This is a genomic window from Microbispora sp. NPDC046933, assembly GCF_040644635.1.
Taxonomy (GTDB): domain Bacteria; phylum Actinomycetota; class Actinomycetes; order Streptosporangiales; family Streptosporangiaceae; genus Microbispora.
The window spans coordinates 51331-76194 of the sequence record NZ_JBEYWW010000015.1 but is presented as its reverse complement, the minus strand read 5'-3'; the positions used below and the strand labels follow the sequence as shown (position 1 = coordinate 76194).

Here is a 24864-nt window from a genome sequence, read left to right as displayed (position 1 = left end):
CCGGTGGGCAGCGATCCGGGCCAGGCGGAACGGGCTCAGGCGGGCAGGCCGAGCTCGCGGGCGATGAGCATGCGCTGCACCTCGCTGGTGCCCTCGCCGATCTCCAGGATCTTCGCGTCGCGGTAGAAGCGGCCGACGGGGAACTCGTTCATGAAGCCGTAGCCGCCGAAGATCTGCGTGGCGTCCCGGGCGTTGTCCATCGCGGCGTTGGACGACACGAGCTTGGCGATCGCGGCCTCCTTCTTGAACGGCAGGCCGGCCAGCATGCGCTCGGCGGCGTGGTAGTAGGCCAGGCGGGCCGTGTGCGCCCTGGCCTCCATGTCGGCGATCTTGAACTGGATGGCCTGGTAGCGGCCGATCTCCTGGCCGAAGGCCCGGCGCTCCCGCACGTACCGCAGCGACTCGTCCACGCAGCCCTGGGCGAGGCCCACCGACAGCGCGGCGATGGCCACCCGGCCCTCGTCCAGCGTCTGGAGGAACTGCGCGTAGCCCCGGCCGCGCTCGCCCAGCAGGTTCTCCTCCGGCACCCGGCAGTCGGCGAACGACAGCTCGCGGGTGTCCGAGGCCGACCAGCCGACCTTGGAATACTTCTTCGACACCGTGAAGCCGGGGGTGCCCGACGGCACGAGGATCGTGGAGATCTCCGCCCTGCCGTCTTCCCGGTGGCCGGTGATCGCCGCCACCGCGACGACGCCGGTGATGTCGGTGCCCGAGTTGGTGATGAACGCCTTCGAGCCGTTGATCACCCATTCGCCGCCGTCGAGGACGGCCGTGGTACGCATGCCGCCCGGCACGTCGGACCCGCCGCCCGGCTCGGTCAGCCCGAAGGCCCCGAGGGTCTCCCCCGCCGCCATCTTCGGCAGCCACCGCTGCTTCTGGGCGTCCGTGCCGAACCGCAGGATCGGCATCTCGCCCAGCGAGACCGCCGCCTCCAGCGTGATCGCCACCGAGGAGTCGACCCTGGCCAGTTCCTCCAGGGCCAGGCACAGCGCGAAGTAGTCGCCACCCATGCCGCCGTACTCCTCGGGGACGGGCAGGCCGAACAGGCCCATCGCGCCCATCTTGCGGACGATGTCGTACGGGAACTCGCACCGCTCGTAGTAGTCCCCGATGACGGGGGCCACCACCTCGCGGGCGAACTCCTCGACCGACTTGCGCAGTTCGACGTGCTCGTCGTTGAGCATCTAGATCTCCTTGGCGAGAGCCTGGACGACGCGGGAGGGGCTCGGCCGGCCCAGGATCTCGGCGAGCCAGAGGCTGGTGGCGGTCAGCGACCTGACGTCCACCCCGGTCTCGACACCGAGACCGTCGAGCATCCAGACCAGGTCCTCGGTCGCGAGGTTGCCGGTGGCGCTCTTGGCGTACGGGCAGCCGCCGATGCCGCCGGCGGAGGAGTCCACGACCGTGATCCCCCGCTTGATCGCGGTGAGCGTGTTGGCGAGGGCCTGGCCGTAGGTGTCGTGGAAGTGGACGGCCAGCCGCTCGGGCCCGACCCCGGCCTCGGCGAAGGCGTCGAGCAGCGCCTCGACGTGCCGGGGCGTGCCGACGCCGATCGTGTCCCCCAGCGACAGCTCGTAGCAGCCGAGGTTGAGCAGCCCGCGCCCGACCCGGGCGACCTGCTCGGGCGCCACCGGCCCCTCCCAGGGGTCGGCGAAGCACATCGACACGTACGCCCTGACCCGCATGCCGTGGGCGAGGGCCCGCTCGACGACGGGGGCGAACATCTCGAACTGCGACTCGACGGTCCGGTTCAAATTGCGCTGGGCGAACGACTCGGTGGCGCTGCCGAAGATCGCGATGTCGGTCACGCCCTGCTCCAGAGCGCGGTCGAGGCCCCGCTCGTTGGGGACGAGCACCGGGTAGCGGACTCCCGGCACCCGGGGCAGGCTCTCCAGCAGCTCCCCTGCGTCGGCGAGCTGGGGCACCCACTTGGGGTGGACGAAGCTCGTCGCCTCGATGGTCGTCAGCCCGGCCTCGGCCAGCCGCCCGATGAACTCGCGCTTGACCTCGACGGGCACGACGGCGGACTCGTTCTGCAGGCCGTCGCGCGGGCCCACCTCGTAGATCGTCACTCGCACGGTGTCACCCTCGCCAGGACCGCGTCCAGCTCCACCGTCTGCCCCGGCCGGGCCCGCAGCTCGGCGAGCACGCCGTCGGCCGGCGCCGTCAGGGTGTGTTCCATCTTCATCGCCTCCACGACGACCAGCGGCTGCCCCGCCGTGACCCGGTCGCCCTCCGCCGCCTTGACCAGCAGCACCGTTCCCGGCATCGGGCTGCGGACGACCCCGTCGCCGGCGAGCGCCCCGCCCGCCCGGTCCTTCGGATCGCCGGGCTCGTGCCGGGTGACCGGCCAGGCGCGGCCACCCTCGGCCAGCCACACCGTGTCGCGGTTCCGGGCCACCGCGTACCTCCGGGTGATCCCGCCGAGGGTGACCGCCGCCTCACCGGAGCCGGTCCACTCCAGCCGCGCCCGGCCGAGTGAACGCTCGTTAACTTCGATCTCCGCGTCACCGGCGGCGCCCCGGACCCGTACGGGCACGCCGAGCCGGTGCACGGTCCAGGCGGGCTCCCCGACGCGCCAGCCGTCCGCGACGTCCCACGGGTCGTCCGCCGTACGCCCGGAGACGTCGAACCCGGAGACGTCGAACCCGGAGACGTCGAACCCGGAGACGTCGAACCCGGAGACGTCGAACCCGGAGACATGGAATCCGGCGTGGAAGACGAGCGCGGCCGCCGCCAGCACCTCGTCCGGCACCCCGCCGCTCACCAGGTCGCCGAGCCGCCGCTCGACCAGCCCGGTGTCGAGCCGCCCGGCCGCGACCTCCGGGTCGGCCAGCAGCGCGCGCAGGAACCCGATGTTCGTGGTCACCCCGAGGATCACGGTCGAGGCCAGCGCCCGGTCGAGGGCCGCGAGCGCGCCCGCCCGATCGGGGGCCCAGGCCACCGCCTTGGCCAGCATGGGATCGTAGTCGCTGCCCACGGCCGTCCCCCCGGTCAGCCCGGAGTCGAACCGCACGCCCTCGCCCGCCGGCTCGCGCAGGGCCAGGACTCGGCCGCCGGTCGGCAGGAAGTCGCGGGCCGGGTCCTCGGCGTAGACGCGGGCCTCGACGGCGTGGCCGCGCAGGCGCACCTCGTCCTGCCCGAACGGCAGCAGTTCCCCCGCCGCGATCCGCAGTTGCAGTTCGACCAGGTCGAGGCCCGTGACCATCTCGGTGACCGGATGCTCGACCTGCAGCCGCGTGTTCATCTCCATGAAGAAGAAGTCGCGGGGATGGGAGCCGGGAACGATGAACTCGACCGTGCCGGCGCCGACGTAGCCGACCGACCGGGCGGCCCGCACCGCCGCCGCCCCCATGCGGGCCCGCGTCTCGTCGTCGAGCAGCGGCGAGGGCGCCTCCTCCACGATCTTCTGGTGGCGCCGCTGCAGGCTGCACTCACGCTCGCCGAGGTGGACGACGTTCCCGTGGCCGTCGGCCATGATCTGGATCTCGATGTGCCGGGGCCGGTCCACGAACCGCTCGATCAGCAGGGTGCCGTCCCCGAACGCCGCCGTCGCCGTACGGCGGGCCGACTCGACGGCCGCGGCCAGGCCCTCGGCGGACTCGACCCGCAGCATGCCCTTGCCGCCCCCGCCCGCGGACGGCTTGATCAGCACGGGGAAGCCGATGCGCTCGGCGACCTCGGCCAGGTCGTCGTGCGGTTCCGCGCCGCCGGGCACGACCGGCACGCCCGCGCCGGCGACCGTCTCCTTGGCCCGGATCTTGTCGCCCATGGCCTCGATGGCCCCGGCCGGCGGGCCGACGAACACCAGGCCGTCGGCCGCGCAGCGCTGAGCGAACTCGGCGTTCTCGGCGAGGAAGCCGTACCCGGGGTGGACGGCCTCGGCGCCGCTCGCCCGGGCGGCCTCGACGATCGCGTCGATGTCGAGGTAACCGCGCGGGAGCCGTACGGCGAGGTCGGCCTCGCGCACGTGGCGCGCGTCGCGGTCGGCGTCACTGTGGACGGCGACGGCGCGCACGCCCAGGGCGCGCAGCGTACGGATGATCCGGACGGCGATCTCGCCCCGGTTGGCGATCAGGACACTGGAGAACATCACTCACATCCGGAAGACGCCGTAGCCGACGGGTTCGAGGGGGGCGTTCGCGGCGGCGCCGAGCGCCAGGCCGAGGACGGTCCTGGTGTCCACCGGGTCGATCACCCCGTCGTCCCACAGGCGGGCGGTCGAGTAGTAGGGGTTGCCCTGCTGTTCGTACTGGGCCCGGATCTCGTCGGCGTCGGCGTCGCCGACCATGGTGAGCACGGTGGCGGCCTGCTCGCCGCCCATCACGGAGATGCGGGCGTTCGGCCACATCCACAGGAAGCGGGGCGAGTAGGCGCGGCCGGCCATCGCGTAGTTGCCCGCGCCGAACGAACCGCCGATGATCACCGTGAACTTCGGCACCCGGGCGCAGGCGACCGCCGTCACCATCTTCGCGCCGTGCTTGGCGATGCCCCCGGCCTCGTACGCCTTGCCGACCATGAAGCCGCTGATGTTCTGCAGGAACACCAGCGGGATCGACCGCCGGTCGCACAGCTCGACGAAGTGCGCGCCCTTGAGCGCCGACTCGCCGAACAGGATGCCGTTGTTGGCCACGATGCCCACGGGGTGCCCGTGGATCCTGGCGAACCCGGTGACCAGGGTCGGGCCGTACTCGGCCTTGAACTCCAGGAACCGGCTGCCGTCGACCACCCGGGCGATCACCTCGCGCACGTCGTACGGCTGGCGGGTGTCCTGGGGGACGATGCCGTACAGGTCGCGCGGGTCCCACACGGGCGGCTCGGACGGCGCGACCTCCCAGGGGCGTGGGCCTTTCGGGGCGAGCGTCGACACGATGTCCCTGACGATCTTCAGGGCGTGCGCGTCGTCCTCGGCGAGGTGGTCGGTGACGCCGCTGACGCGGGCGTGGACGTCGCCGCCGCCCAGTTCCTCGGCGGTGACGGTCTCGCCGGTGGCGGCCTTCACCAGCGGCGGCCCGCCCAGGAAGATCGTGCCCTGGTTGCGGACGATCACCGCCTCGTCGCTCATCGCCGGGACGTACGCGCCGCCCGCGGTGCAGGAGCCGAGCACGGCCGCGATCTGCGGGATGCCCCGCGCCGACATGGTGGCCTGGTTGTAGAAGATGCGGCCGAAGTGCTCGCGGTCGGGGAAGACCTCGTCCTGCTTCGGCAGGAAGGCGCCGCCCGAGTCGACCAGGTACACGCACGGCAGGTTGTTGTGGAGGGCGACCTCCTGGGCGCGCAGGTGCTTCTTGACCGTCATCGGATAGTAGGTGCCGCCCTTGACGGTGGCGTCGTTGGCCACGATCACGACCTCGCGTCCGGCGACCCGTCCCACGCCGGTGATGATCCCGGCCGCCGGGGCCTGGTCGTCGTACATCCCGCCGGCCGCGAGCGGGGACAGCTCCAGGAAGCGCCCGCCGGGGTCGAGGAGCGTGTCGACGCGGTCCCTGGGCAGCAGCTTGCCGCGCTGGACGTGCCTGGCCCTGGCCCGCTCGGGGCCGCCACGCGCCGCCGCCGCGAGCCGTTCCCGCAGGTCCGCCACCAGGCGTTCGTTCGCCTCCGCGTTGCGCTTGTACGGCTCGCCGCCCGGGTCGCACCGGCTCTCCAGCACCGGCCAGTCACTCGTGCTCATGCTCGGATGTTAATCATCATTAACAGACTCCGTCTACCATGGTGCCGTGAAGACCGGGAGGACCGTGAAGACCCCTACCCGCAATCGGCGGGCCGAGATCCTCGAAGCGGCCGCGGACCTCTTCGCGGCGCGCGGCTTCCACGGCGTGTCCATCGAGGACATCGGCGCGGCCGTGGGCGTGTCGGGACCGGCGCTGTACCGGCACTTCAGCGGCAAGGAGGCCCTGCTCACCGAGATGCTGCTGGACATCAGCGAGCGGCTGCGCGAGCAGGGGGCGCGGCTGGCGACCACCGCCGACCCGGACACGGCGGAGGCCGCGCTCGACGCGCTGCTGTCCGGGCACATCGAGTTCGCGCTGAATCACCCCGCGCTCATCCGCGTCCACGAGCGCGAGCTGGACAACGTGCCGGAGCAGGCCCGCCGGGCCATCCGGCGGCTGCAGCGGCTGTACGTCGAGGAGTGGGTGACCGTGCTGTCCGAACTGCACCCCGCGTGCCCGCCCGCGCGGCTGCGTGCCGCCACGCACGCGGTCTTCGGCCTGCTCAACTCCACCCCGCGCAGCGCCGGGGAGCTCGCCCCCGAGGCCATGGCCGACCTGCTCCGCACCATGGCCCACGCCGCGCTGGCGCGGCTCTGAATCCCCCCGCCGCCGGGCTCGCGCCCTGCTTCCGGCGTAGGTCCGGGCCGTACGCCGCATCGCGGCTTTGACCGCCCGACCGATCAGCCGATCAGCATCTTCCGGGCGGCGCGTTCGATGTCGGACTCCGACAGCAGGACGGTGTCGGCGGCCGGGCCGAGCGGCACAAAGCTGTCTTGCGAGGTCACCCGGGCGATCGCACCGCGGAAGCCGTTGTCGACGAGCGCCGTGACCACGCTCTCGGAGACGCCGCCGGTGCGGCGGGTCTCGTCGGCGATCAGCACGCGGCCGGTCAGCTCGGCCGCGCGCATGAGGTCGTCGACCGGCAGCGGCGACAGCCACCGCAGGTCGAGCACCCGGCAGCCCATGTTCTCCGCGGTGAGCCTGACCGCCGCCCGCAGGCTCATGCGCAGGCCGTTGCCGTACGTGACGATGGTGAGGTCGCGGCCGTCGCCGTAGGAGCGGGCGCGGCCGACCGGCACGTGTGTCTCGGCCCAGCGCGCGGGCGGCGCGTACGGCGCGAGCCAGCCGTCGTCGCCCTCCTCGAAGAGATCACGCGTGTGGTACAGCGCGATGGGTTCCAGGAACACGCAGACGCCGCCGTCCGCGCGGGCGGCGGCCAGGCAGGTGCGGAGCATCGCGGCCGCGTCGTCGGGCCGTGCCGGAGACGCGATGATCACGCCAGGAATATCGCGCAATGCGGCAATTGAGTTGTCATTATGGAAATGTCCCCCAAAGCCCTTTTGATAGGCATATGAGGCGACTCGTACGACCAGAGGATTGCGATACGCGCCCTGCGAGAAGAACTGCATGGTCGACGCCTCGCCGCGAATCTGATCAAGCGCGTTGTGCAGGTAGGCCAGGTATTGGATCTCCGGCACCGGCAGCAGCCCCGACACCCCGGCCCCGAGCGCCAGGCCGAGGATGGCCTGCTCGTCCAGGAGCATGTCGAAGACCCGCTCGGCCCCGAACCTGCGCAGCAGCCCACGCGTCACGCCGTACACCCCGCCCTTGCGGGCCACGTCCTCGCCGAACACCAGGACCCCGGGGTCCAGCGCCATCGCGTCGGCCAGCGCGCGGTTGACCGCCTGGGCCACCGTCAGTTTGCCCTCCTGCTCCGGCAGGGTGGCGAAGGCGCGCTCGCGCGCCTCGGCGGGCGCGGACCGCACGGCCTCGGCGGCCACGGCCTCGGGACGGCGCGGCGCGAGCGGGGCCATCACCTCGGCCGCCGTGGCGAGCCTGGGCCGCCGCGCGCACTCCATCGCGAGCTTCAGCACGTGGTCGCGCTCGGCCTCGTAGCGCGCCAGCAGTTCGTCCGGCTCGGCCAGGCCCGCCTCCACGAGCAGCCGCGCCGTACGGACGAGGGGGTCGCGGTCCAGGTCGGCGGCGATCTCCCGGCGGGTGCGGTAGCCGATCTCCACGTCGGAGCCGGCGTGGCCCATCAGGCGCACGGTGCGCAGGTGCAGGAACGCCGGGGCCCGGTTGACGCGCACGTGCTCGACGGCGCGCAGCGCCACGTCGTAGGTCTCGGCCAGGTCGCAGCCGTCGGCGTGGAAATACTCCAGCAGGGGGTGTCTGGCCTGCTCGATCCACTCCGGCGGCGTCTTCACGCTGATGCCGAGGCCGTTGTCCTCGCACACGAACAGCACCGGGATCTGCAGCCCGCGGAAGCGGCCGTACGCGGCGGTGTTCAGCCCGGTCAGCGCGGAGGCGTGGTTCATCGACGCGTCGCCGAAGCCGCAGACGGCGACGGCGTCCCCGGGCCAGGGTGAGGGCAGGCCGAGGGCGCGGGCCCGCTCGATCGCGAAGCCGACGCCGACGGCGCGCGGCAGGTGGCTGGCGATCGTGGAGGTCTGCGGGATGACGGCGAGGCCGGGGTGGCCGAACACCTTGTGCCGGCCGCCCGCGATCGGCTCCTCGGCCGACGCGGTGATCCCCAGCAGCACGTCGCGCAGCCCCTCCTCGGCCAGTCGGCCGGCCTGAGCCGAACGGGTCAGGTAGAAGGCGCCGGACCGGTAGTGCAGGAGCGCGGGGTCGTCCACGCGGAGCGCGGCGGCCACGGCGGCGTTGCCCTCGTGCCCCGACGACCCGATCGTGTAGAAGCCCTCGTCGCGCTCACGCATGAGGCGGGCGGCGACGTCGAGGAGCCGGCTGCCGAGTTGCACGGCGAACAGTTCACGGCACCGCGTGCCCGTCAGGCCCGTGCCCGGCCGCACCGGCAGGTCCGGATCCCGGGAGGGTCCGGGGGTCAGCGCCCCGACGGCCTCGGCGAAATGCGTCTCCACAGCGTCCCGCACCACACGGCCGATTATGTCGCACGATGCACGCTCCGTCCCGCACAGCGACGACTCCGTGCACGAGCGGTTATGGATCACGCCTTTTGACACGAATCGATGACGATAGGTCAGAGCACTAAACCATCACCGGTGTTCGCCCGTCTACTCGTAATGAATGACGTGGCACCCTCAGGCCGCGTTCAACCACCGGGAAGGATGGTTCACCGGAATGTTGAAACGCATTCATGCCGTGATCGCGGCAGTGGCTCTGGGAGGGGCGGCCCTCGTCGCGCTCCCGGCCACCGCCGGCGCGGCGACGGCAGCGGGTCCCAGTGACCTGACCGTCTCCCCCAGTCCTGTGGTCGTCGGCACCGACGCGGGCACGGCGGCGACCTTCACCTACAAGGCGTCCGCGGAGGGCGCGGCGAGGCTGGTCGACCGCGACGGCCGGGCCGTCCCGCTCGACCCCGCCCCCGCGGGCTCCGGCGCCTACACGGCCAGGTACGGCTTCACCTTCAGGGACGAGCCGGGCGTCTGGAAGCTGGAGGTGCGGGCCGACGGCGGCACCGCGAGCAAGGAGTTCCAGGTCCACTGGACCACCGACCTCGACTTCGACGCGGCACCGGACGTCGTCGACCGGGGCGACCGGATCAGGCTGACCGGCGCGCTGACCTACCGGGACGGCGACGGCCGGCAGGCGTACGACGGGCAGCGGGTGTACATCGCCTTCAAGCCGGTCGGCGGCTCCTACAGCCGGGTCGGCTCGGTGACGACCGACCGGCGCGGCCGGTTCTCCGTCGACGAGAGGGCGGTCGGGAGCGGCTGGTGGCGGGCCGAGTTCGACGGCGCCACCGACGCCGAGCCCGCGACGAGCGACAGCGACCGGGTCGACGTCAGGGCCCAGGCCAGCCGCACCCGGATCACCGGATTCGACGCCTCCCCCGAGCCCGTCGACGCCGGTGACACGCTGCGCCTGCGCGGCCGGCTGGAGATCTCCGGCTTCGCCGGCTGGAGCGGCTACCCGGGCCGGCAGGTGAAGATCCTGTTCAAGCCGGCCGGCGGTTACCGCTGGCAGTACGTCACCTCCGACTGGACCGACTCCTACGGCCGCTTCTCGGCGGACGTCACGGCCAGGACCTCCGGCTGGTGGCGGGCCGAGTTCGACGGCGCCGGCGGAGCGGGATACTCGGCGAGCGCGACCGACTACGTGACGGTCCGCGTGCCCCGGCCGACGCCTCCGCCCACGCCCGTGCCCAAGGCCGACACCCGGGTCGCCCAGTTCAACGCCGCGCCGGAGCCGGTCAGGTATCACAGGTACCTCACCTTCCGGGGCCAGCTCCAGGCCTGGGACGACGGCTGGGAGGGCTACGGCCACCAGAAGGTGACCGTCTGGTTCAAGAAGGCCGGCGGCTCCTGGCACTACGTCAAGACGCTGTCGACGAACAGCTCCGGCAGGTTCTGGGGCAAGACCAAGGCGTCGGCGTCCGGCTACTGGAAGGTCGTCTTCGCCGGGAACGGCGAGGCCGATCGCTCCACCAGCCGGAGCGACTGGGTGCGCGTGAAGCGCTAGAGGATCCGCCAGAGGATCACTGAGCCGGCCCGGGGCGCCCCGTACGCCCCGGGCCGGTTCGCGCATGCCGCCCGGCTCGAGAGCAGACGCCATCGACGCTGTGGGCCCGCACTCTCGATGCGCGGGTTCTCAGTGCCCGCGCGGAAGCCGGTAGAGGGTTCGCGGCGATGAGAACCAGTCCCGGTCGATGAACCGGCCCGTGATCCGCCCCACCATGCACAGGATCCGGTCGAAGACCTCGACGGTGCTCATCCCGTCGCCGAGTTCCACACCGCGCGAGTACGGGGTGAGTTCTTCGACCTCGCCCACCCCGCCGGGATAGGGCGGGGACACGTCGCCGATGCAGACACCGTCATAGGTGTACAGGTTGTTGAGGTGACCGGTTTCCCGGATGAAGAGAACATCGAAAACGCGTCGGCGCCCCGCGCTCAACGTGTCCGTCATCTCCTGGGATGGCGTCGTGCCGCTCAGGGTGAGCATGTGGGCCCAGCCGGGCGCATGTTCGCCCAGCCAGACGACTATTTCGTCGGAGTAGCGGTCATGGGACCGCATGGCTGCCGGGAAGTCACATACGGTCCCCGATGCCGGGTCGACGCCCAGGCGTCTGACCACGTCGCCGACGTCTTCCGTCTGCACCCATTGACCGCTGAACAACTCATGCAAGCCGTGCTCACGCAGCAGATCCCATTGGCCTTCCAGGGGGAAGGTGCCCGACATCGTTGATTCCTTTCGGTCGGAAGGCGGGAGGGAGCGTCGTCCTGCTCCCCCTCCCGCTCACTGGAGACCCGGCCTCGGGCTTGCGACGAATTTGAGCAGGCTTGATCATTCACACCCGCAAGTGCTCAGAATCCCGCCCGCTCGGCACTAGCCGCTTCAGGCCTCTCTCCGCCCACAGCATTGCTTGAACTTGCGTCCGGCACGGCTCCTGCATGGACAAGGGCCGTTCCTGCTGGGGCGCACCACGGTCAGCGGGACGGCACCACCAAGCGCCTTTCCCAGTGCTATGGCACGTATGAGATAGGAGGGATCCTCCGCCGCCATCCCCTGCAGGTTCCTGCCGAGTACGACGATCAGCGAACCCTCACTTGCCCTCCGATACCAGCGGGGGAGGAAGTTGAGTGGCATCCGACGCAGGAGTTGGCCGTGTGGGCCCGTGATCGAGAGATTGTTGTCCTCGAGTCGCGCCTGGACTTCCTTGCCGACGCAGGGGATGTCGCGCAGGTCCAAGGGCTGACCGTCGTCCAGTCGGAGCATCTTCTGCAGGTTGGTGAATCCTGCCTGATGGTAGGTCTCGAGGACGAGGTCTTCGAGTCGCCCGTCGTCATGCGCCGCCCACCCGCCATAGCAGTCGGCGACGATCCCAGCTCTATCGCCGCCGAACAGGATGCATTCCACCTCAAAGATGACTTTCGGCTTCTTCGAGGTCCTTCCCTGCGTCTGGATCACTTTGGAGGATATGCAGTGAGGGTGCGCGAGTCGTACTGCCTCGTGGCCCATCTTCCGATCGTGGAAGAGGAGCAGTTCGGCCTCCCCTGTCTCCTCGATCAAGAGATCGCAGGCCGAACATACCTGCCGGGAGTTTCCGAGATGGGCGATGAGCTGTTCGATGTCGAGTCCGGTCAGTGCCCGTCGTACGGCATCCGAGACGTTGATCTTCCTCCTTTGAGCGATGGTGGCCGAATAGCCGGCCTCTCGATCGTCCTCGATGACGACCCTGTAATCAGAAGAGCCGAGCTGGGAGGCGAGGGCCTCCATCACGCGGTCGTCGAGGTATTGCCCGGCACCTAGCAGGTCGTTGAGTGAGGGCTTCTCGGCAATTGGTGCCGCGTCCCAGTGAAGCCTTGCGAGCAGCAGAAGTGCGTCGCCCGCGGATGACCAATTGCCGAGTCTCTGATGGAGAACGAAGGCTTCACGTGCATAACTGCGTGCCTTCACGGCGTCTCCGAGATCTCGGTAGGAGCGGGCCAGGTTGAGCAGACATGGTGCGCGCATGGTGTCGTCATCGACTTGGACCACGAGCGCCAGGGCCTTCCGGAATTCAGCGACCGCCTTCTCGTGATCAGCGAAGCACGCGTGGTACACGCCGATGTTGAGATGCAGGCTGGCTTCGACCGACTGCATGCCCAACTGCTTGGTCAGCGGCATCAGTTTGGCGATGCTGACAACCGCCTTCTCCTTCTCCTCGTCCTCACCATGAAGTCGGCATATAGCCGCCATGCTCCGGGCGGTAAGGAGCAAATGAAGGTCCTTCCGCTCCGTAGCGAGCTCGGCAGCCCTGTTGTACTGATCAAGCGCCTTGGACCACTCCTGTCTGCGGGCGTGAACACTCGCAAGAGCCATCCTGCATTGCAGAATGCCTGGCTTGTCACCGGACTGCTCGCACTGGTCGAGCGCCTTGGTGATCGCGGACATAGCTTCCCTATGGAGATCTCGACGCGAATAGAGGATGGCGAGCGCGCGGTATGCCCGAGCCCTGGTGGCAGGCGACACGTCGTCCGACAATCGGGAGATGATTGACTCCAGGATCTGGGCGCCCTCCTGCCATCGTCCCGCGACGATGAGTGCTTCCCCTAGAGCTGTCCTGACCTGAGCCAGGGCCTTTTTGTCCTCGGTACCCTCCAGCAGGCGAACCGCCTCTGTCAGATGGCCGACGGCCTCGCCAATCCGGCCCAGGTGCCACAGATATTCGGCGTTCCTCTGCAGAGTCGCGGCGATCAAGATGGCGTTGCCCAGGTGGCGGGCCATGCTCCGGGCGTCAGCGAAGTATGCCTCCGCTTTGTCGAGATGCCCGATGCCTCCGTAGTAGGACGCCAGATAGGCCAGTGCCCTCGCCGCATGCTCGTAATCGCCGATCCCCGCGGCGAGATCAACACACTCCCCGAGGCGGTCGACAGCCTGGTAGACATCTGCTCTCTCCGCGGCCTGACTGCCGAGCCGAAACAGCGCCCGGACCTGTCCCTGAGCGTCGCCTGTGTCACGGTAAATGGCCAGCGCGGCTTCGAGGGGTTCAACGGGAGCTGAGCTCGGCCGTTCCGCTACGGGGGTTTCGGCCAGCTCCATCAGCGCCTCTGCCTCCCAGTGCCGGCTCCCAACGGCTCGTGCCCGTTCGACGTCAAGCGAGGCCTCCTGTGCCGCTTCAGCCAACCTGCCCGTACTGCGGAGCAGCCCGGCGATCGCTCCGCGGTTCCATAGGTCCGCACCGCTACCGGGCCGAGACAGGTTCTTGCTGTTGTGCAGGTACCGCTCGGCCCGGCGGAGTTGGCCGAGAGCCAGGTAGGCCTGCCCCAGGTTGGCCAGAGCCAGGGCCAAGATCCGGGAATCCTCAAGCATCCGCCAGAAAGGCAACCCGCTGCGCAGGTAAGGGACTGCATGACGCGCTCGGCCGAGGTTGATCAGCAGCGTTCCGAGCGCGAGCTGAGCAAGGTGCGTCAGGTATAGATCCCCGGCCTCGTAAGCGGTCTGGGCGCTGCGCTGAAACAGCTCGGCAGCCCGCTCGCTTTCGCCGAGATGGCTGGCGGCTATGCCCAGGTTGTGCAAGGCCGTCGCGGTCCAGCTGGGTTTGTCGGACTGGCTACCGGCGTCGAGCACGCACTGATAGACGCGGTCCAGATCAGTCCAGTGGCTGCCCAGCGACAGTGAGGCTGTGAGCTCGGCCGCGAGAAGGACGAGTGGCCCCCAAACCTGATGCTGCCGGGCCAGCTCCGTCATGGCGACGGCTCCGAGGCGATCCGCGTTCAGGTCACGCAAAGCATGTGCATTACTCCGCGCAGGCACCTTGGCTTCCTTGTCCATGAAGCCGATCGACTCCGTCGCGGACCGTGCCCGCGCAGCCAGCACGAGGCAGGTCTGCCGGATTACAGCTTCCCGAAGCTCCGTTGGGATCGGGGCCGACTTGAGCCGGGCGAAACGATGCAGGATCTCGTGGAGAACGAACCGGTCCTCGTCGACCTGCTCGATGAGGCTGAGTTCGAATAGCGAGTCCAGCAGCTCCATCACGGCGTCTACGCGAGTTTCCTTGAGTTCGTCCTGTGACAGCAAGGTGGCAGCGGCGACGTCCGGGGTGACGGACATGTGAGGCAGGATCCCGAGCCTGGTGAACAGCTCCTTCTGATCAGGGCTGAGTGCGGCGAAGCTTCGCTCGATTACCGGCTCCAGTGCGGTCTGACCCGCGCGCAGAGCTCTCAATCCTCGATCCGGGCTGGTGATGTCGTCCAGGAACCGGTCGACGCCGACTTTCGGCCGGCGCGCCAGGTGGGCGGCTGCGATGTGCAGCGCGAGGGGATGTCCGGCACATGCTTTGGCCAGGGAGAACGCCTGCTCGCCGGTCAGCCTGGCAGGTCCGGCGATCGCCCTGACGAGTGCGGCGCTGTGCTGGTCGGGCAGCGGTCCCAGCTCGATGAGACGCACAAGCCCGGTAAGCCCGCTGAGTTTCGCACGGCTGGTGCATACCACAGCAAAGGGGCCATCCATCCGGACGATTTCGAGAAGCGCCTCCTCTGAGGAGACATCGTCGATGAGTAACAGAACTCTGCTGCGGGACAGTGTCGCGCGCAGCACGGCGAGTTGGCGTGCACGGCCTTCGGGAAGCGATTCACCGCGGGGGCCCAGCGTGTGCAGGAGTGGCGGCACTAAATCCGCCGGATGCTCGCCGTTGGCGAACAGCGCAAGGTCGATGTGGAACTGCCCGTCCGGGTAGACGTCCGCGACGAGTCGGGAGATGCGCAGCGCGACAGCGCTCTTTCCGATCCCTGGAGGACCGGTCACTACGACTACCGGCCTAGCATCACCGTCTGGCCTCTCAAGCAGCCTTCGCCCCTCGGCCACCTCTGTCTCCCGCCCGAACAGTGGGCGCAACTCCCTGGGAAGGGAAGGGGCCGTCTGAGTATCGGCCAGAGGAGGGGCGGATGCCATCTGCTCGACGTACTCGTGCAGGCGCGCCAGGACGTCGCCGGACAGTACGGCATCAGCGTTAGCATGGCGAACGTCCTCGTTGTTGTCCAGCAACCGGCAAATCTTGTCGTAGTGCCAGACGTCCCAGCCTTTGAGTGGAAGGCCGAGTTGGTCCACCCGCTCCTGTAAGGCTTTCCGGACGCGGTCGATGCCGCCGCTACCTGGAACCGGTGACAGAATGACGTTGCTGGTGATGAGCAGGTACTCGGGCAGACGCCCCCTTCGTACGCGATTCGACGCCGGATTGGCCCAGGCACGGAGTTCGGAATCAATCTGGTCGATGAGCCAATCGGCGTCCTTCGCGGTGCCTTCCGGACGCTTGCGGAACTTGGCCTGCAGCACTCCGTAGCCCGCCCAGGGTGCCTTTGACGTGGGAAAATGGGTTACGCCCTGAAATGAGGCCTCGCGTCCACCGTCAGGGCCATATCCGAAAATCTCCACGGATAGCCCCAGTTCCTTGAGGGCAAGAGCCTGGGACAGTTCTTCGAACCGCTGCGGCCCCAGGTTGGTGAGTGCGTAGTCGGCCATGGTTAGCATGATGGGACATGGCACTGACAAGAAGACGCCCTGGAACAGAGATTCGTACGGGTCGTGCCGCTGCAGCAGAGTTGTCGATCCTGCCCCTAAACGCGATATTGCATGTTTCCTCCCAAGGCTGGCGAGCCGCCGGATGTGCTCTACAACCAGTCGCGGCGTTTGAACACCAGGTAGAGCGTGAGGCAGACGACGCCCATGAGCATGATCGCCATGGGGTATCCGAGCAGCCAGTGCAGCTCGGGCATGTGGTCGAAGTTCATCCCGTAGATCGTGCCGACCAGCGTCGGGGCGAACAGGATGGCCGCCCACGCCGAGATCTTCTTGACCTCGTCGCCCTGGGCGATGCTCGCGGCGGTGAGCTTGGTCATCTCCTCGTTCTGCTGCTGGCTGACGAGTGTGGAGTTGACGACGAGGATGTCCTGGAGCATCTGCCGGAAGCCCGCCACGCGCTCGGTGACCGTGATGGCGTGGTCGGACACGTCGCGCAGGTAGCGCTGCAGCTCCTCGTTCACGCCGTATTTGGGCGAGCCCGCGATGAAGCCGTCGAGCATCGGGACCAGCGGGCTGGTGGCCCGCTGGAACTCGATGACCTCCCGTGACAGGGCGTAGATGCGCCGGGGCGCGGCCGGGTCCCCGCCGAAGACCTGCACCTCGATCTCGTCGATGTCGTTCTGCAGCCCGGCGACCACCGGCGCGTAGCCGTCCACCACCGCGTCGAGGATCGCGTACAGCACGGCCTGCGGCCCCTGGCGGAGCAGGTCGGGGTCCGACTCCATGCGCCGGCGCACCTTGGACAGGTCCGGCGCCTCGCTGTGCCGTACGGTCAGCACGAAGTCGGGGCCGACGAAGACGTGCAGCTCGCCGAAGGCCACCTTCTCGGGCTTGTCGAGGTACTGGGCCGCCCGCAGCACCACGAACAGCGTGTCGCCGTACCGGTCGGCCTTGGGCCGCTGGTGGGCGACGATGGCGTCCTCGATGGCGAGCTCGTGCAGGCCGAACTCCTCCGCCGCCTTGATCAGCTCGGCCTCCTCCGGCCGGTAGAGGCCGATCCAGGCCATCGCCCTCGGCCGCGAGCGCAGCGAGGCGATCGCGTCGCCCAGCGACAGCGGCGAGTCCACGCGCTCGCCGTCCACGTACACCGCGTTGTCGATCACGCTCTGCCTGAACGTCTCCTCCTCGCCCGCACGGGGGTCCATGGAGTGCTCGGGAGCCTGCTCCGGTTTCGCCCTCATCAACCCGCTCAATCCCCGCAGTCCACGCATACGCCGCTCAGCCACACGTAGAAGGTAACCACCTTCGTCGTGCTTACTCAGCCGCACCGTACGGACGAGAGCGAAGGCACGGGGAGCACGGGCGGAGGCGGCGGGCCGTACGATCTCGGGGGTGAACCCCCTGAAGGCCCTGTGGAACCACCTGACCGCCACCCAGATCGCGCCCCCGCTCTGGCTGGTCGTCCTGTCCGGGTTCGCCGCCCTCGCCGTCGTCGCCTACCCGGCGTCGTGGCACATCTCCCGCGGCATGATCACGATCGCGCACGAGGGAGGCCACGCGCTGGTCGCGGTGCTGACCCGGCGCAAGCTGCGGGGCATCCGCCTCCACTCCGACACCTCGGGCGTGACGCTCACCAGGGGCAGGCCCACGGGACCCGGCATGATCGCCACAGCCGCGGCGGGGTACGTCGCGCCCTCCCTGATCGGGCTCGGGTCGGCCTGGCTGGTCTCCGGCGGGCGGATCACGATGCTGCTGTGGGCCGTGCTCGCGCTGCTGACGTGCATGCTGCTGATGATCAGGAACTTCTTCGGCGCCGTGTCGCTGCTCGCCGTGGGCGGCGCGGTCTTCGCGCTGTCGTGGTTCGCCCCGCCGGACGTCCAGTCGGCCTGCGCGTACGCCGCCGCGTGGTTCCTGCTGCTCGGCGGCGTACGGCCGATCCTGGAGCTGCAGACCAAGCGCCGCCTCGGCCGCGCCCCGGACTCCGACGCCGACCAGCTCGCCCGGCTGACCCGCGTGCCCGGCACGCTCTGGGTGCTGCTGTTCCTGCTCGTCTCCGCCGCCGCGCTCGTCTACGGCGGCTATCTCCTCACCGCCCGCTGGCTGCCCGTCTGAGCCCGTTGGCCCGTTGACCTTGACGCGACGTCAACGTCTCTAATGAGGGCATGCGGATCGGAGAACTCGCCGCGCTGGCCGGGGTGTCCACCCGTACCGTGCGGCACTACCACCATCAGGGCGTGCTGCCCGAACCGCCGCGGCGGGTCAACGGCTACCGCGAGTACGGCCTGCGCGACGCGCTCCGCCTCGCCCGGGCCCGCAGGCTGACCGAGCTGGGCCTGTCGCTGGACGAGGTGCGCGACGTGCTGGCCGGCGACTCCGCGCGGGAGCTGCGGGAGATCCTGCTGGAGCTGGACGCCGACCTCGCACGACAGGAGGCGGCGATCCGGGCCAGGCGCGGGCGGCTCGCCGCGCTGCTGAGCGAGGAGTCGCCGTCGCCGGACGACGCCGTCTCGCCGCGGATGGCCGAGTTCCTGCGGTGCCTCGAACCCGTGCGCGACTCGCCGTTCGCGGCGGCGGACGCCGAACTGCTCGCCCTCCTCGACGCGGCGGCCGAGCCGGACGACCGGGACCGGCTGCTCGCGCTGATGCGGCCCATGACCACGCCGGAGGCGCTGGCCCGGGCCGAGGTGTTGTACCGGAGGCTGGCGGAGCTGGACGGCGCCGACCCCGCCGATCCCCGCGTCGGCGCCCTCGCCGCCGACTTCGCCGGCCACCTGCCGCGCGAACTCGCCGCCGCGCTGGCCCGCGCGATGCCCGGCGCCGACGACCCGTTCTTCCGGGCCTTCGTCGCCGATCTGTCCCCCGCGCAGGCCGAGGTCGCGCGGCAGGCCATGGCGCTGCTGGCGGGCGGGGAGTCGTCGTGAGGCACGCCGTGAGCTACAGCCGGGAGCAGACGCCGACGATGGCGGCGCTGCTGTTCGTGCTGGTCCTGGAGACCGTGGGGGCGGATCTGCTGCTGCGCCGGTTCGGGCTGCCGGACCTGCCGCGCCTGGTGATCCTGGTCCTCGACGCGGCGTCGGCCCTCGGCGTCCTCGGCGTCATGGTGAGCTGCGCCCGCCGCCCGCACACCGTGTCACCGGACGGGCTGCGCCTGCGCTACGGCCGCCTGTTCAGCCTGGACGTCCCGGCGGAGCTCATCGCGTCGGCGCGGATCGATCGCCGCTACGACGAGCGGAAGCTCGTACGTCTGTCGGACGGCGAGCTCGCCCTCGCGGTCTCGTCGCAGACGAACATGGTGGCCGAGTTGCGCGAACCGATCGAGGTGCCCCGTCCGCGCCGTCCTTGGCGGGCCGTACACACGGCGGCGGCCGTCCGGCGGGTGCGGTTCTTCGCCGACGACCCGGCGGCGGCGCTGCGGGCCGTCGCCGCGCTCACCACGACGATCACGGGCGAGCGCGCTCCCTGACCTGCCGTTCATCACCTCATGTCGGTCGGTCTGGTGCGGTCACCCCAGGTCATCCCGGTGGCGTACGGCTTCATGTGCTCACTTCCTGGGTCGACATGATCCGGGCCAGGTCCTTCGTCGCCGTCTCCAGCTCCGTCGTGTTACCGGCCACGGCGAACGTGTAGCGGTCCGGGCGGATGACGGCCGCGGTCGCCGAGTTCGCGGCCAGCCAGTCGTCGACGTACGGGCCGGTGTCCGTGACGACCACGACGCCGAGTCGCCGCCACAGCTTCGCGATCTCGGCCGACACGGCCGCGGTCACGTCTCGCCTGCCGACCACGGCGAAGTTGTATCTGGTGGCGTCGTCGAGTTTCGCGCCGTCGGCGGCACGGGGCTGGGGGCTCAGCAGGCCGGCCGCCCCGTCCGGTCGCTCGGCGAGCCCGGGCCCCAGTGGCGGCCGAAATGGCGGGAGGGTTTGGGGTTCGGCCAGTTCCGGGTGGGTCTCGCCGGTTCCGAAGGATTCGATGAGGTTGGATTGCCGCGCTGATTCGATGATGTACGGGCGGACGTGCGCGACGTCGCCGGCGAGGAGCAGCCTTCCTGATCGCCAGCCGTGCGCGAGCCGGGCGTGCCACTCGTAGGTGTCGGTTCGCATGATATGCGGTAGCTGCCCGGTTCGATCCAGGGGCTGAGCTTGTCGTACACCGACTGCGGGCGTTCGAGTTCGGCGGCGTCGTCCCCGTCGAGCAGCATGAACTCGAATCGCAGCATCGGCGGGAAGATCGGCACGTACGTGACGGGGCGCTGTCCCTGGCACAGGATGAAGCCGGTCGCCGGGGGGAGCGCCGAGGGGTGCCGGAACGGATGGATGTCGACGATGAGCGAGCGCTGCGTGCCCCGCAGGTCCTCGAGGTCGGTGCCCATCGCCTGCCTGACGAACGAGTTCGCACCGTCGCAACCCACGGCGTAGGCCGCCTTCAACGCGGTCACCCGGTTCGTCGTACGGTCCACCAGCGTGAGGTTCACCGCGCTGGAGTCCTGATCGATCGCCGTGACCGCCCAGCCGAACCACAGGTGACGTGCGGGCCGACCGAACACAGCGGCCGGGACATCGCCGCGGAGCACAAACTCATCTGCGAACGCGCCATCGAGCGAGATGTCCCGGGCACGATCGAAGCACTTCGCGACCACATCGAGCGCACCACGACGATACTGCTCGACGAGTACGGACGCCGGCGCGGCGACCTCGACGCGAACCCGGCCTGAGCGACACCGGACGCGCCCGGCCCGAGCGACACCGGACGCGCCCGGCCTGAGCGACACGGACGCGCCCGGCCTGAGCGACACGGACGCGCCCGGTCGTGCGGCGGCCGATCTCCGCGATGCCGTTGAGCCGAGCGCGATGCCCCTCAGGCCCGTCGCCCGCCGTCTACCGACATCGCGATCCCGGTGACGTAGGACGCGGCGTCCGAGCAGAGCCAGACCGCCGCCGCCGCGACCTCCTCCGGCGTGGCCAGCCGGCCGAGCGGCGTGATCGCCTCCTGCCGCGCGATCATGTCGGTGCCCGCCGCCACCTTCTCTAACCCGGCGGTGTGGGTCGGGCCGGGGCAGACGGCGTTGACCCGGATGTTGTCCGGCGCGTAGTCGACCGCGGCGACCTTGGTGAGGCCGATGATGCCGTGCTTGGCTGCTACATAGGCGGGGGCGGTCGGGATCGCGTACAGGCCGCCGTTGGAGGCGATGTTGACGATCGCGCCGCCGCCTTTGAGCAAGGGCAGCTCATACTTCATGCACAGGAAGGTCCCGGCCAGGTTGACGTGGACCACGCGCTCGAACTCGCTCAGGGTCATCTCGTCGAGCCGGCGGTGGTGCGAGGCCATGCCTGCGTTGTTCACGGCGAAATCGAGGCCACCGTACGCCGTGACCGTGCGCGCGACGGCCGCCTGCACGGAGCGTTCGTCGGCGATGTCGACGGTGACGGTCAGCGCTTCCCCGCCATCTTTTCTGATCATCTCGGTGGTCTCGGCCGCCGTGCTCTCGTCGATGTCCAGGACGGCGACCGAGGCGCCGCCCTGGGCGAATGCCAGTGCCGTCGCGCGGCCGATCCCGCTGCCGGCGCCGGTGACCAGGCCCACCTTTCCGGAAATGTCGCTCATGTCAGTGGTTCGTGGTTCGCCCAGGCGACCTTGTACGGGTGCCGCGACTGCCAGCGGTCGATGACCTCGTGCAGGCTGGGCGCGGTGAACGCCTTCGCCAGTGTGTCGATGTCGGCCAGGGAGACCTGCACGATCGCGGTCGCGATCAGCGCTGGAATGGCCTCCTCGCCGGGGATGGGGATGTGCCGCCGGGCCACGACCGACTGCGCCAAACCGGTGTCGAGCATGGCCCGTTCGATATCCGCGAGGTACTGGTCGAGTTCGGCGGCAGGCAGCGGCTGATCGAAGGAAACGATCATCGTATGGGTTATCACGCGTCAATTCTTGATGGTGTGCACCGTCGGTGTCCAAGACCGCTTCGACATTCGGCGATAACCTGGAGGCATGGTCGAACTGGAGACTCGCGAGCTCGAATACTTCATGGCGGTCGCCGACGAGCTGCACTTCGGCCGGGCCGCCGTCCGGCTCTCGATCGCCCAGCCGGCGCTGTCGAAGGCGATCCGGCGGATCGAGACCCGGCTCGGCGTCCCGCTGTTCGTCCGCTCCAGCCGCCACGTCGAGCTCACCCCGGCCGGTGAGGCGTTGCGGGAACACGGGCGCCATGCGCTCAACGCGGTCGCTGCCGCCGTCCGGAACGCCCGGCGCGCCGGCGACGCCCAGACCCACCTGCGGCTCGTGCTCAAGCCCGGCGGCGACGCCGGCCTGCTGTCCGGGATCCTGGCCGCGTACGCCCACCAGCCCGACGCCCGCCGGGTCGACGTCCTGTTCAGCGGCCCCGCCGACCGCTCCGACTTCCTGCGCGACGGCCGGGCCGACGTCGGCCTGCTCTACGTGCCGTTCGACGATCTCGACGGCCTGGCCCACGAGACGTTGCACACCGAGGACCGCGTGGCCATCGTGCCGTCCGGGCACCGGCTGGCCGGGCAGGTCTCGGCGCGAATGTCCGATCTGGAGGATGAGACGCTGCCGCGCTGGAAGGGGGTCCCCGGAGGGAACGGCGCCGGTCCCGAGGTCGCCGACGTGGTCCAATTGCTTCACATGATCACGCTGGGCCGGATGATCGGGGTGCTGCCCCGCTCACTGGTCGAACCGGCCCCGGCCGGCCTGGTCTGCGTCCCGGTGGCCGACGCGCCGCCCAGCAGTCTCGTGCTCGCCTGGAACGAGCAGGACCGCCGGCCGCTGGTCGCGTCGTTCGTGGCCGCCGCGCTGGATGCCCGGTCACATCGGACGATCTCGGGGCGGGTACAGCAGCTGCCTTCGGCCTCCACCCGATGACGGTCTTGCCGACCACGGCCCGGGCGGCTCCGGCCCCTGATGCCTGCTCACCGTTCGGCGGCGCGCTGCGTCCTTTACATCGTAGATTCGTTGGATGCGTCGTGGATGAGAGCGATGTCGGCGGGGTCGGCGGGCCCCCCGTTCTCGGCGGCGGCCTGGGCCACGAGGAGCTCGCCGGTGTGGGCCACGTGGGCGCGCATCGCCGCGGCGGCGGCGGCCGGGTCGCCCCCGAGGACGGCGGCGAGGATCGGCTCGTGCTCTGCGGCGACGTCCGCCAGTGAGCGGGACCGGTCGACGGTGGAGGCGCCCAGCGTCACCGTGGCGTCCCTGAGCCCGGCGACGACCCCGGCGAGCCGCCGGTTGGCCCCGGCGGCGAGGATCGCGTCGTGGAACGCCCGGTCGTGCCGCATGAACCGCGGCTCGTCGTGGTCGGCCGCAGCGGCGCGCATGGCCTCCAGCTCCTCGCGCAGCGCGCGGGCGAGGCCGGGACCGGCGTGGCGGGCCGCCCGCCGGGTCGCCGGCACCTCGAGCAGCAGCCGCAGGTGGAACACCTCCGCGATCTCCCGGGGATCGCGGCGCAGCACCCGGAAACCCCGGCTCCGCTCGAAGCGCACCAGGCCGGCCTCCGCCAGCCGGAGCATCGCCTCGCGTACGGGGGTGCGGGAGACGTTGAGCTGCTCGGCGAGCCGGTACACCGAATAGAGCTCTCCGGGCCGCAGCTCTCCCGAGAGGATGGCCTCCCTGACCGCCTCGATGACCTGCTCGGTGAGACTGGACGTGCCGGCCACCGCTCGCACCGTCTGACCACCCTCCGGAGGGTCGTGGGCCCGCCCGCGTACGGCGGTGCATTGACATGCAGCATGCTACATGTCAGGTTGCCCATCAGGTATGGCCCCGGGTCCGGGCGCAGGAGACGCCCGGGAACCGCGGCTTTCCCGGCACCGGCATCGCGCGTGCCCTCATGACCCCCGCGAGTGGAAGGCCCAGCGATCGTGATCGTCCCGAGCAACCCCGAGTCCGTCTTCACGTACGGCGCGCCCGCGCTGAAGTTCGGCCCCGGCGCGTCCGCCGAGATCGGCTTCGACCTCGGGCAGTACGGCGTGCGCCGCGTGCTGGTGGTGACCGACGCCGGCGTGGCGGCGACGGGCGCTCCGGCGCGGATCGCGGAGCAGATCGCCGGGTTCGGCATGCACGCGGAGGTGTACGACGGCGTGCGCGTCGAGCCCACCGACGAGAGCCTGCTCGCGGCGATCGGGCACGCCCGCGCGAGCGGCCCGTGGGACGCCTTCGTGGCGGTCGGGGGCGGGTCGAGCATCGACACGGCCAAGGCCGTCAACCTGCTGACGACGAATCCGGGCGAGCTGATGGACTACGTCAACGCGCCGATCGGCGCGGGCCGCGCCCCCTCTCGGCCGCTCAAGCCGCTGGTCGCGGTGCCCACGACCACGGGCACCGGCTCGGAGAGCACCACGATCTGCGTGCTCGACGTGCTCGGGCTGAAGGTCAAGACGGGGATCAGCCACGCCCGCCTCCGCCCGGTGCTGGCCGTCGTGGACCCCGGCCTCACGATGACGCAGCCGCCCGAGGTGACCGCAGCGGCGGGGATGGACATCCTCTGTCACGCCCTGGAGAGCTACACCGCCCGGCCCTACACCTCCTACGAGCGCAGGCGGCCGGAGGAGCGCGTGCCGTACTGCGGGTCGAACCCGGTGGCGGACATGTGGTCGGAGCAGGCGATCCGGCTGCTCGCGGGCTCGTTCCGCACCGCCGTACGGCACGGCGACGACGCGGAGGCGAGGGGCGCGATGGCGCTGGCGGCGACGTTCGCGGGGCTGGGATTCGGCAACGCGGGCGTGCACATCCCGCACGCCAACGCCTATCCGATCGCGGGCCGTGTGAGGGACTTCCACCCACGGGGCTATCCCGGTGGCGAGCCGATGGTCCCGCACGGCATGGCCGTGGCGCTGACCGCGCCGGAGGCGTTCCGGTTCACCTTCGAGGCGGACCCGGCGCGGCACCTGCGCGCGGCCGAGCTGCTCGATCCCTCGGCGGCGAAGCCGGACGAGCCGGCGGAGTTCCTGCCCGGCGTGCTGACCGCGCTCATGCGCGACGTGGGCATCCCGAACGGCATCGGCGGCGTGGGATACGCGGAGGGCGACGTGCCGGCGCTGGTGGAGGGGGCGATAAAGCAGCAGCGTCTGCTCACCACCGCCCCCAGGCCCGTGGAGGAGGAGGACCTCACCGGCATCCTGACCCGGTCGCTCGCCCTCTGGTGAGCCCGCCTTTCCCCCCGCGCTCCCGCGGAGGTGGAAGCGGCCCAGGGATGTGGACGTCCTCAGCAGTGCTTGGGCAGCGACAT

General features: G+C 70.2%; 20 protein-coding genes. 7 read left to right on the top strand and 13 right to left on the bottom strand.

The features are described from left to right. Nucleotides 1–35 precede the first annotated feature (35 nt). Genes ABZ857_RS21230 through ABZ857_RS21215 form a run of 4 tightly spaced genes read right to left on the bottom strand, consistent with a single transcriptional unit; the run spans nt 36 to nt 5671 of the window. The gene (locus ABZ857_RS21230) at nt 36–1184 is read right to left on the bottom strand and encodes an acyl-CoA dehydrogenase family protein (protein WP_357045362.1); all 1149 of its coding nucleotides are present in this window, start codon (nt 1182–1184) and stop codon (nt 36–38) included. Then, entirely contained in the window at nt 1185–2078 is an 894-nt protein-coding gene (locus ABZ857_RS21225) for a hydroxymethylglutaryl-CoA lyase (protein WP_357045360.1), read from the bottom strand. It abuts the gene before it with no gap. Next, nucleotides 2069–4093, bottom strand: coding sequence for a biotin carboxylase N-terminal domain-containing protein (locus ABZ857_RS21220; protein ID WP_357045358.1), 2025 nt, complete (start codon nt 4091–4093; stop codon nt 2069–2071). Before ABZ857_RS21220 ends, ABZ857_RS21225 begins: the two co-directional genes overlap by 10 nt. Nucleotides 4094–4096: 3 nt before the next feature. Further along, nucleotides 4097–5671 carry a carboxyl transferase domain-containing protein gene (locus tag ABZ857_RS21215; protein ID WP_357045356.1) on the bottom strand — a complete coding sequence of 525 codons (1575 nt, stop codon included), beginning with the start codon at nt 5669–5671 and terminating at the stop codon, nt 4097–4099. Nucleotides 5672–5717: 46 nt separating this feature from the next. Between ABZ857_RS21215 and ABZ857_RS21210 the strand changes: the two genes are divergently transcribed. Next, a complete protein-coding gene (locus ABZ857_RS21210) occupies nt 5718–6308 on the top strand; it encodes a TetR/AcrR family transcriptional regulator (RefSeq protein ID WP_357045354.1) in 591 nt (196 codons plus the stop codon). An 83-nt stretch (nt 6309–6391) separates the two neighbouring features. On the opposite strand, the gene ABZ857_RS21205 is transcribed toward ABZ857_RS21210, so the two are convergent. Then, nucleotides 6392–8608, bottom strand: a complete 2217-nt coding sequence (locus ABZ857_RS21205; RefSeq protein WP_357045352.1) for a thiamine pyrophosphate-dependent enzyme — start codon at nt 8606–8608, stop codon at nt 6392–6394. 205 nt (nt 8609–8813) lie between these two features. Here ABZ857_RS21205 and ABZ857_RS21200 point away from each other — a divergent pair, with 205 nt between their 5' ends. Beyond that, a complete protein-coding gene (locus ABZ857_RS21200; RefSeq protein ID WP_357045350.1) occupies nt 8814–10154 on the top strand; it encodes a hypothetical protein in 1341 nt (446 codons plus the stop codon). 129 nt (nt 10155–10283) lie between these two features. Here ABZ857_RS21200 and ABZ857_RS21195 read toward each other — a convergent pair whose 3' ends face one another. The 3 genes from ABZ857_RS21195 to ABZ857_RS21185 form a co-directional block, all read right to left on the bottom strand. Then, complete coding sequence (locus ABZ857_RS21195; RefSeq protein ID WP_357045348.1) at nt 10284–10871, bottom strand: hypothetical protein; 588 nt, start codon at nt 10869–10871, stop codon at nt 10284–10286. A 156-nt stretch (nt 10872–11027) separates the two neighbouring features. Further along, nucleotides 11028–15632, bottom strand: coding sequence for a tetratricopeptide repeat protein (locus ABZ857_RS21190; RefSeq protein ID WP_357045346.1), 4605 nt, complete (start codon nt 15630–15632; stop codon nt 11028–11030). 149 nt (nt 15633–15781) lie between these two features. Further along, nucleotides 15782–16873, bottom strand: a complete 1092-nt coding sequence (locus ABZ857_RS21185; protein ID WP_357045344.1) for a magnesium and cobalt transport protein CorA — start codon at nt 16871–16873, stop codon at nt 15782–15784. A 151-nt stretch (nt 16874–17024) separates the two neighbouring features. Between ABZ857_RS21185 and ABZ857_RS21180 the strand changes: the two genes are divergently transcribed. The 3 genes from ABZ857_RS21180 to ABZ857_RS21170 are packed head-to-tail and all read left to right on the top strand — an operon-like array spanning nt 17025 to nt 19095. Next, complete coding sequence (locus ABZ857_RS21180) at nt 17025–17744, top strand: M50 family metallopeptidase (protein ID WP_357045342.1); 720 nt, start codon at nt 17025–17027, stop codon at nt 17742–17744. A gap of 50 nt (nt 17745–17794) precedes the next feature. Then, entirely contained in the window at nt 17795–18553 is a 759-nt protein-coding gene (locus ABZ857_RS21175; RefSeq protein WP_357045340.1) for a MerR family transcriptional regulator, read from the top strand. Continuing rightward, nucleotides 18550–19095, top strand: a complete 546-nt coding sequence (locus tag ABZ857_RS21170; RefSeq protein WP_357045338.1) for a hypothetical protein — start codon at nt 18550–18552, stop codon at nt 19093–19095. The genes ABZ857_RS21175 and ABZ857_RS21170 overlap by 4 nt, the downstream gene beginning before the upstream one ends. 70 nt (nt 19096–19165) lie before the next feature. Here the strand turns inward: ABZ857_RS21170 and ABZ857_RS21165 are convergent, their stop codons facing one another. The 4 genes from ABZ857_RS21165 to ABZ857_RS21150 form a co-directional block, all read right to left on the bottom strand. Then, entirely contained in the window at nt 19166–19414 is a 249-nt protein-coding gene (locus ABZ857_RS21165) for a hypothetical protein (protein WP_357045336.1), read from the bottom strand. Between the two features lie 62 nt (nt 19415–19476). Further along, nucleotides 19477–20397, bottom strand: coding sequence for an FAD-dependent monooxygenase (locus tag ABZ857_RS21160; RefSeq protein WP_357045334.1), 921 nt, complete (start codon nt 20395–20397; stop codon nt 19477–19479). 86 nt (nt 20398–20483) lie between these two features. Next, nucleotides 20484–21230 carry an SDR family oxidoreductase gene (locus ABZ857_RS21155; protein ID WP_357045333.1) on the bottom strand — a complete coding sequence of 249 codons (747 nt, stop codon included), beginning with the start codon at nt 21228–21230 and terminating at the stop codon, nt 20484–20486. Next, the gene (locus tag ABZ857_RS21150) at nt 21227–21529 is read right to left on the bottom strand and encodes a hypothetical protein (protein WP_357045331.1); all 303 of its coding nucleotides are present in this window, start codon (nt 21527–21529) and stop codon (nt 21227–21229) included. The genes ABZ857_RS21155 and ABZ857_RS21150 overlap by 4 nt, the downstream gene beginning before the upstream one ends. Nucleotides 21530–21614: 85 nt before the next feature. On the opposite strand from ABZ857_RS21150, the gene ABZ857_RS21145 reads away from it, so the two are divergent. Then, nucleotides 21615–22505, top strand: coding sequence for a LysR family transcriptional regulator (locus ABZ857_RS21145; RefSeq protein ID WP_357045329.1), 891 nt, complete (start codon nt 21615–21617; stop codon nt 22503–22505). A gap of 74 nt (nt 22506–22579) precedes the next feature. Here ABZ857_RS21145 and ABZ857_RS21140 read toward each other — a convergent pair whose 3' ends face one another. Beyond that, nucleotides 22580–23293: a GntR family transcriptional regulator gene (locus tag ABZ857_RS21140; RefSeq protein WP_357045327.1), complete on the bottom strand. Its 714-nt coding sequence runs from the start codon at nt 23291–23293 to the stop codon at nt 22580–22582. Between the two features lie 186 nt (nt 23294–23479). On the opposite strand from ABZ857_RS21140, the gene ABZ857_RS21135 reads away from it, so the two are divergent. Beyond that, nucleotides 23480–24781 (top strand): hydroxyacid-oxoacid transhydrogenase, encoded by a 1302-nt coding sequence (locus ABZ857_RS21135; RefSeq protein ID WP_357045325.1) that lies wholly within the window; start codon nt 23480–23482, stop codon nt 24779–24781. The last annotated feature ends 83 nt before the right edge of the window (nt 24782–24864 follow it).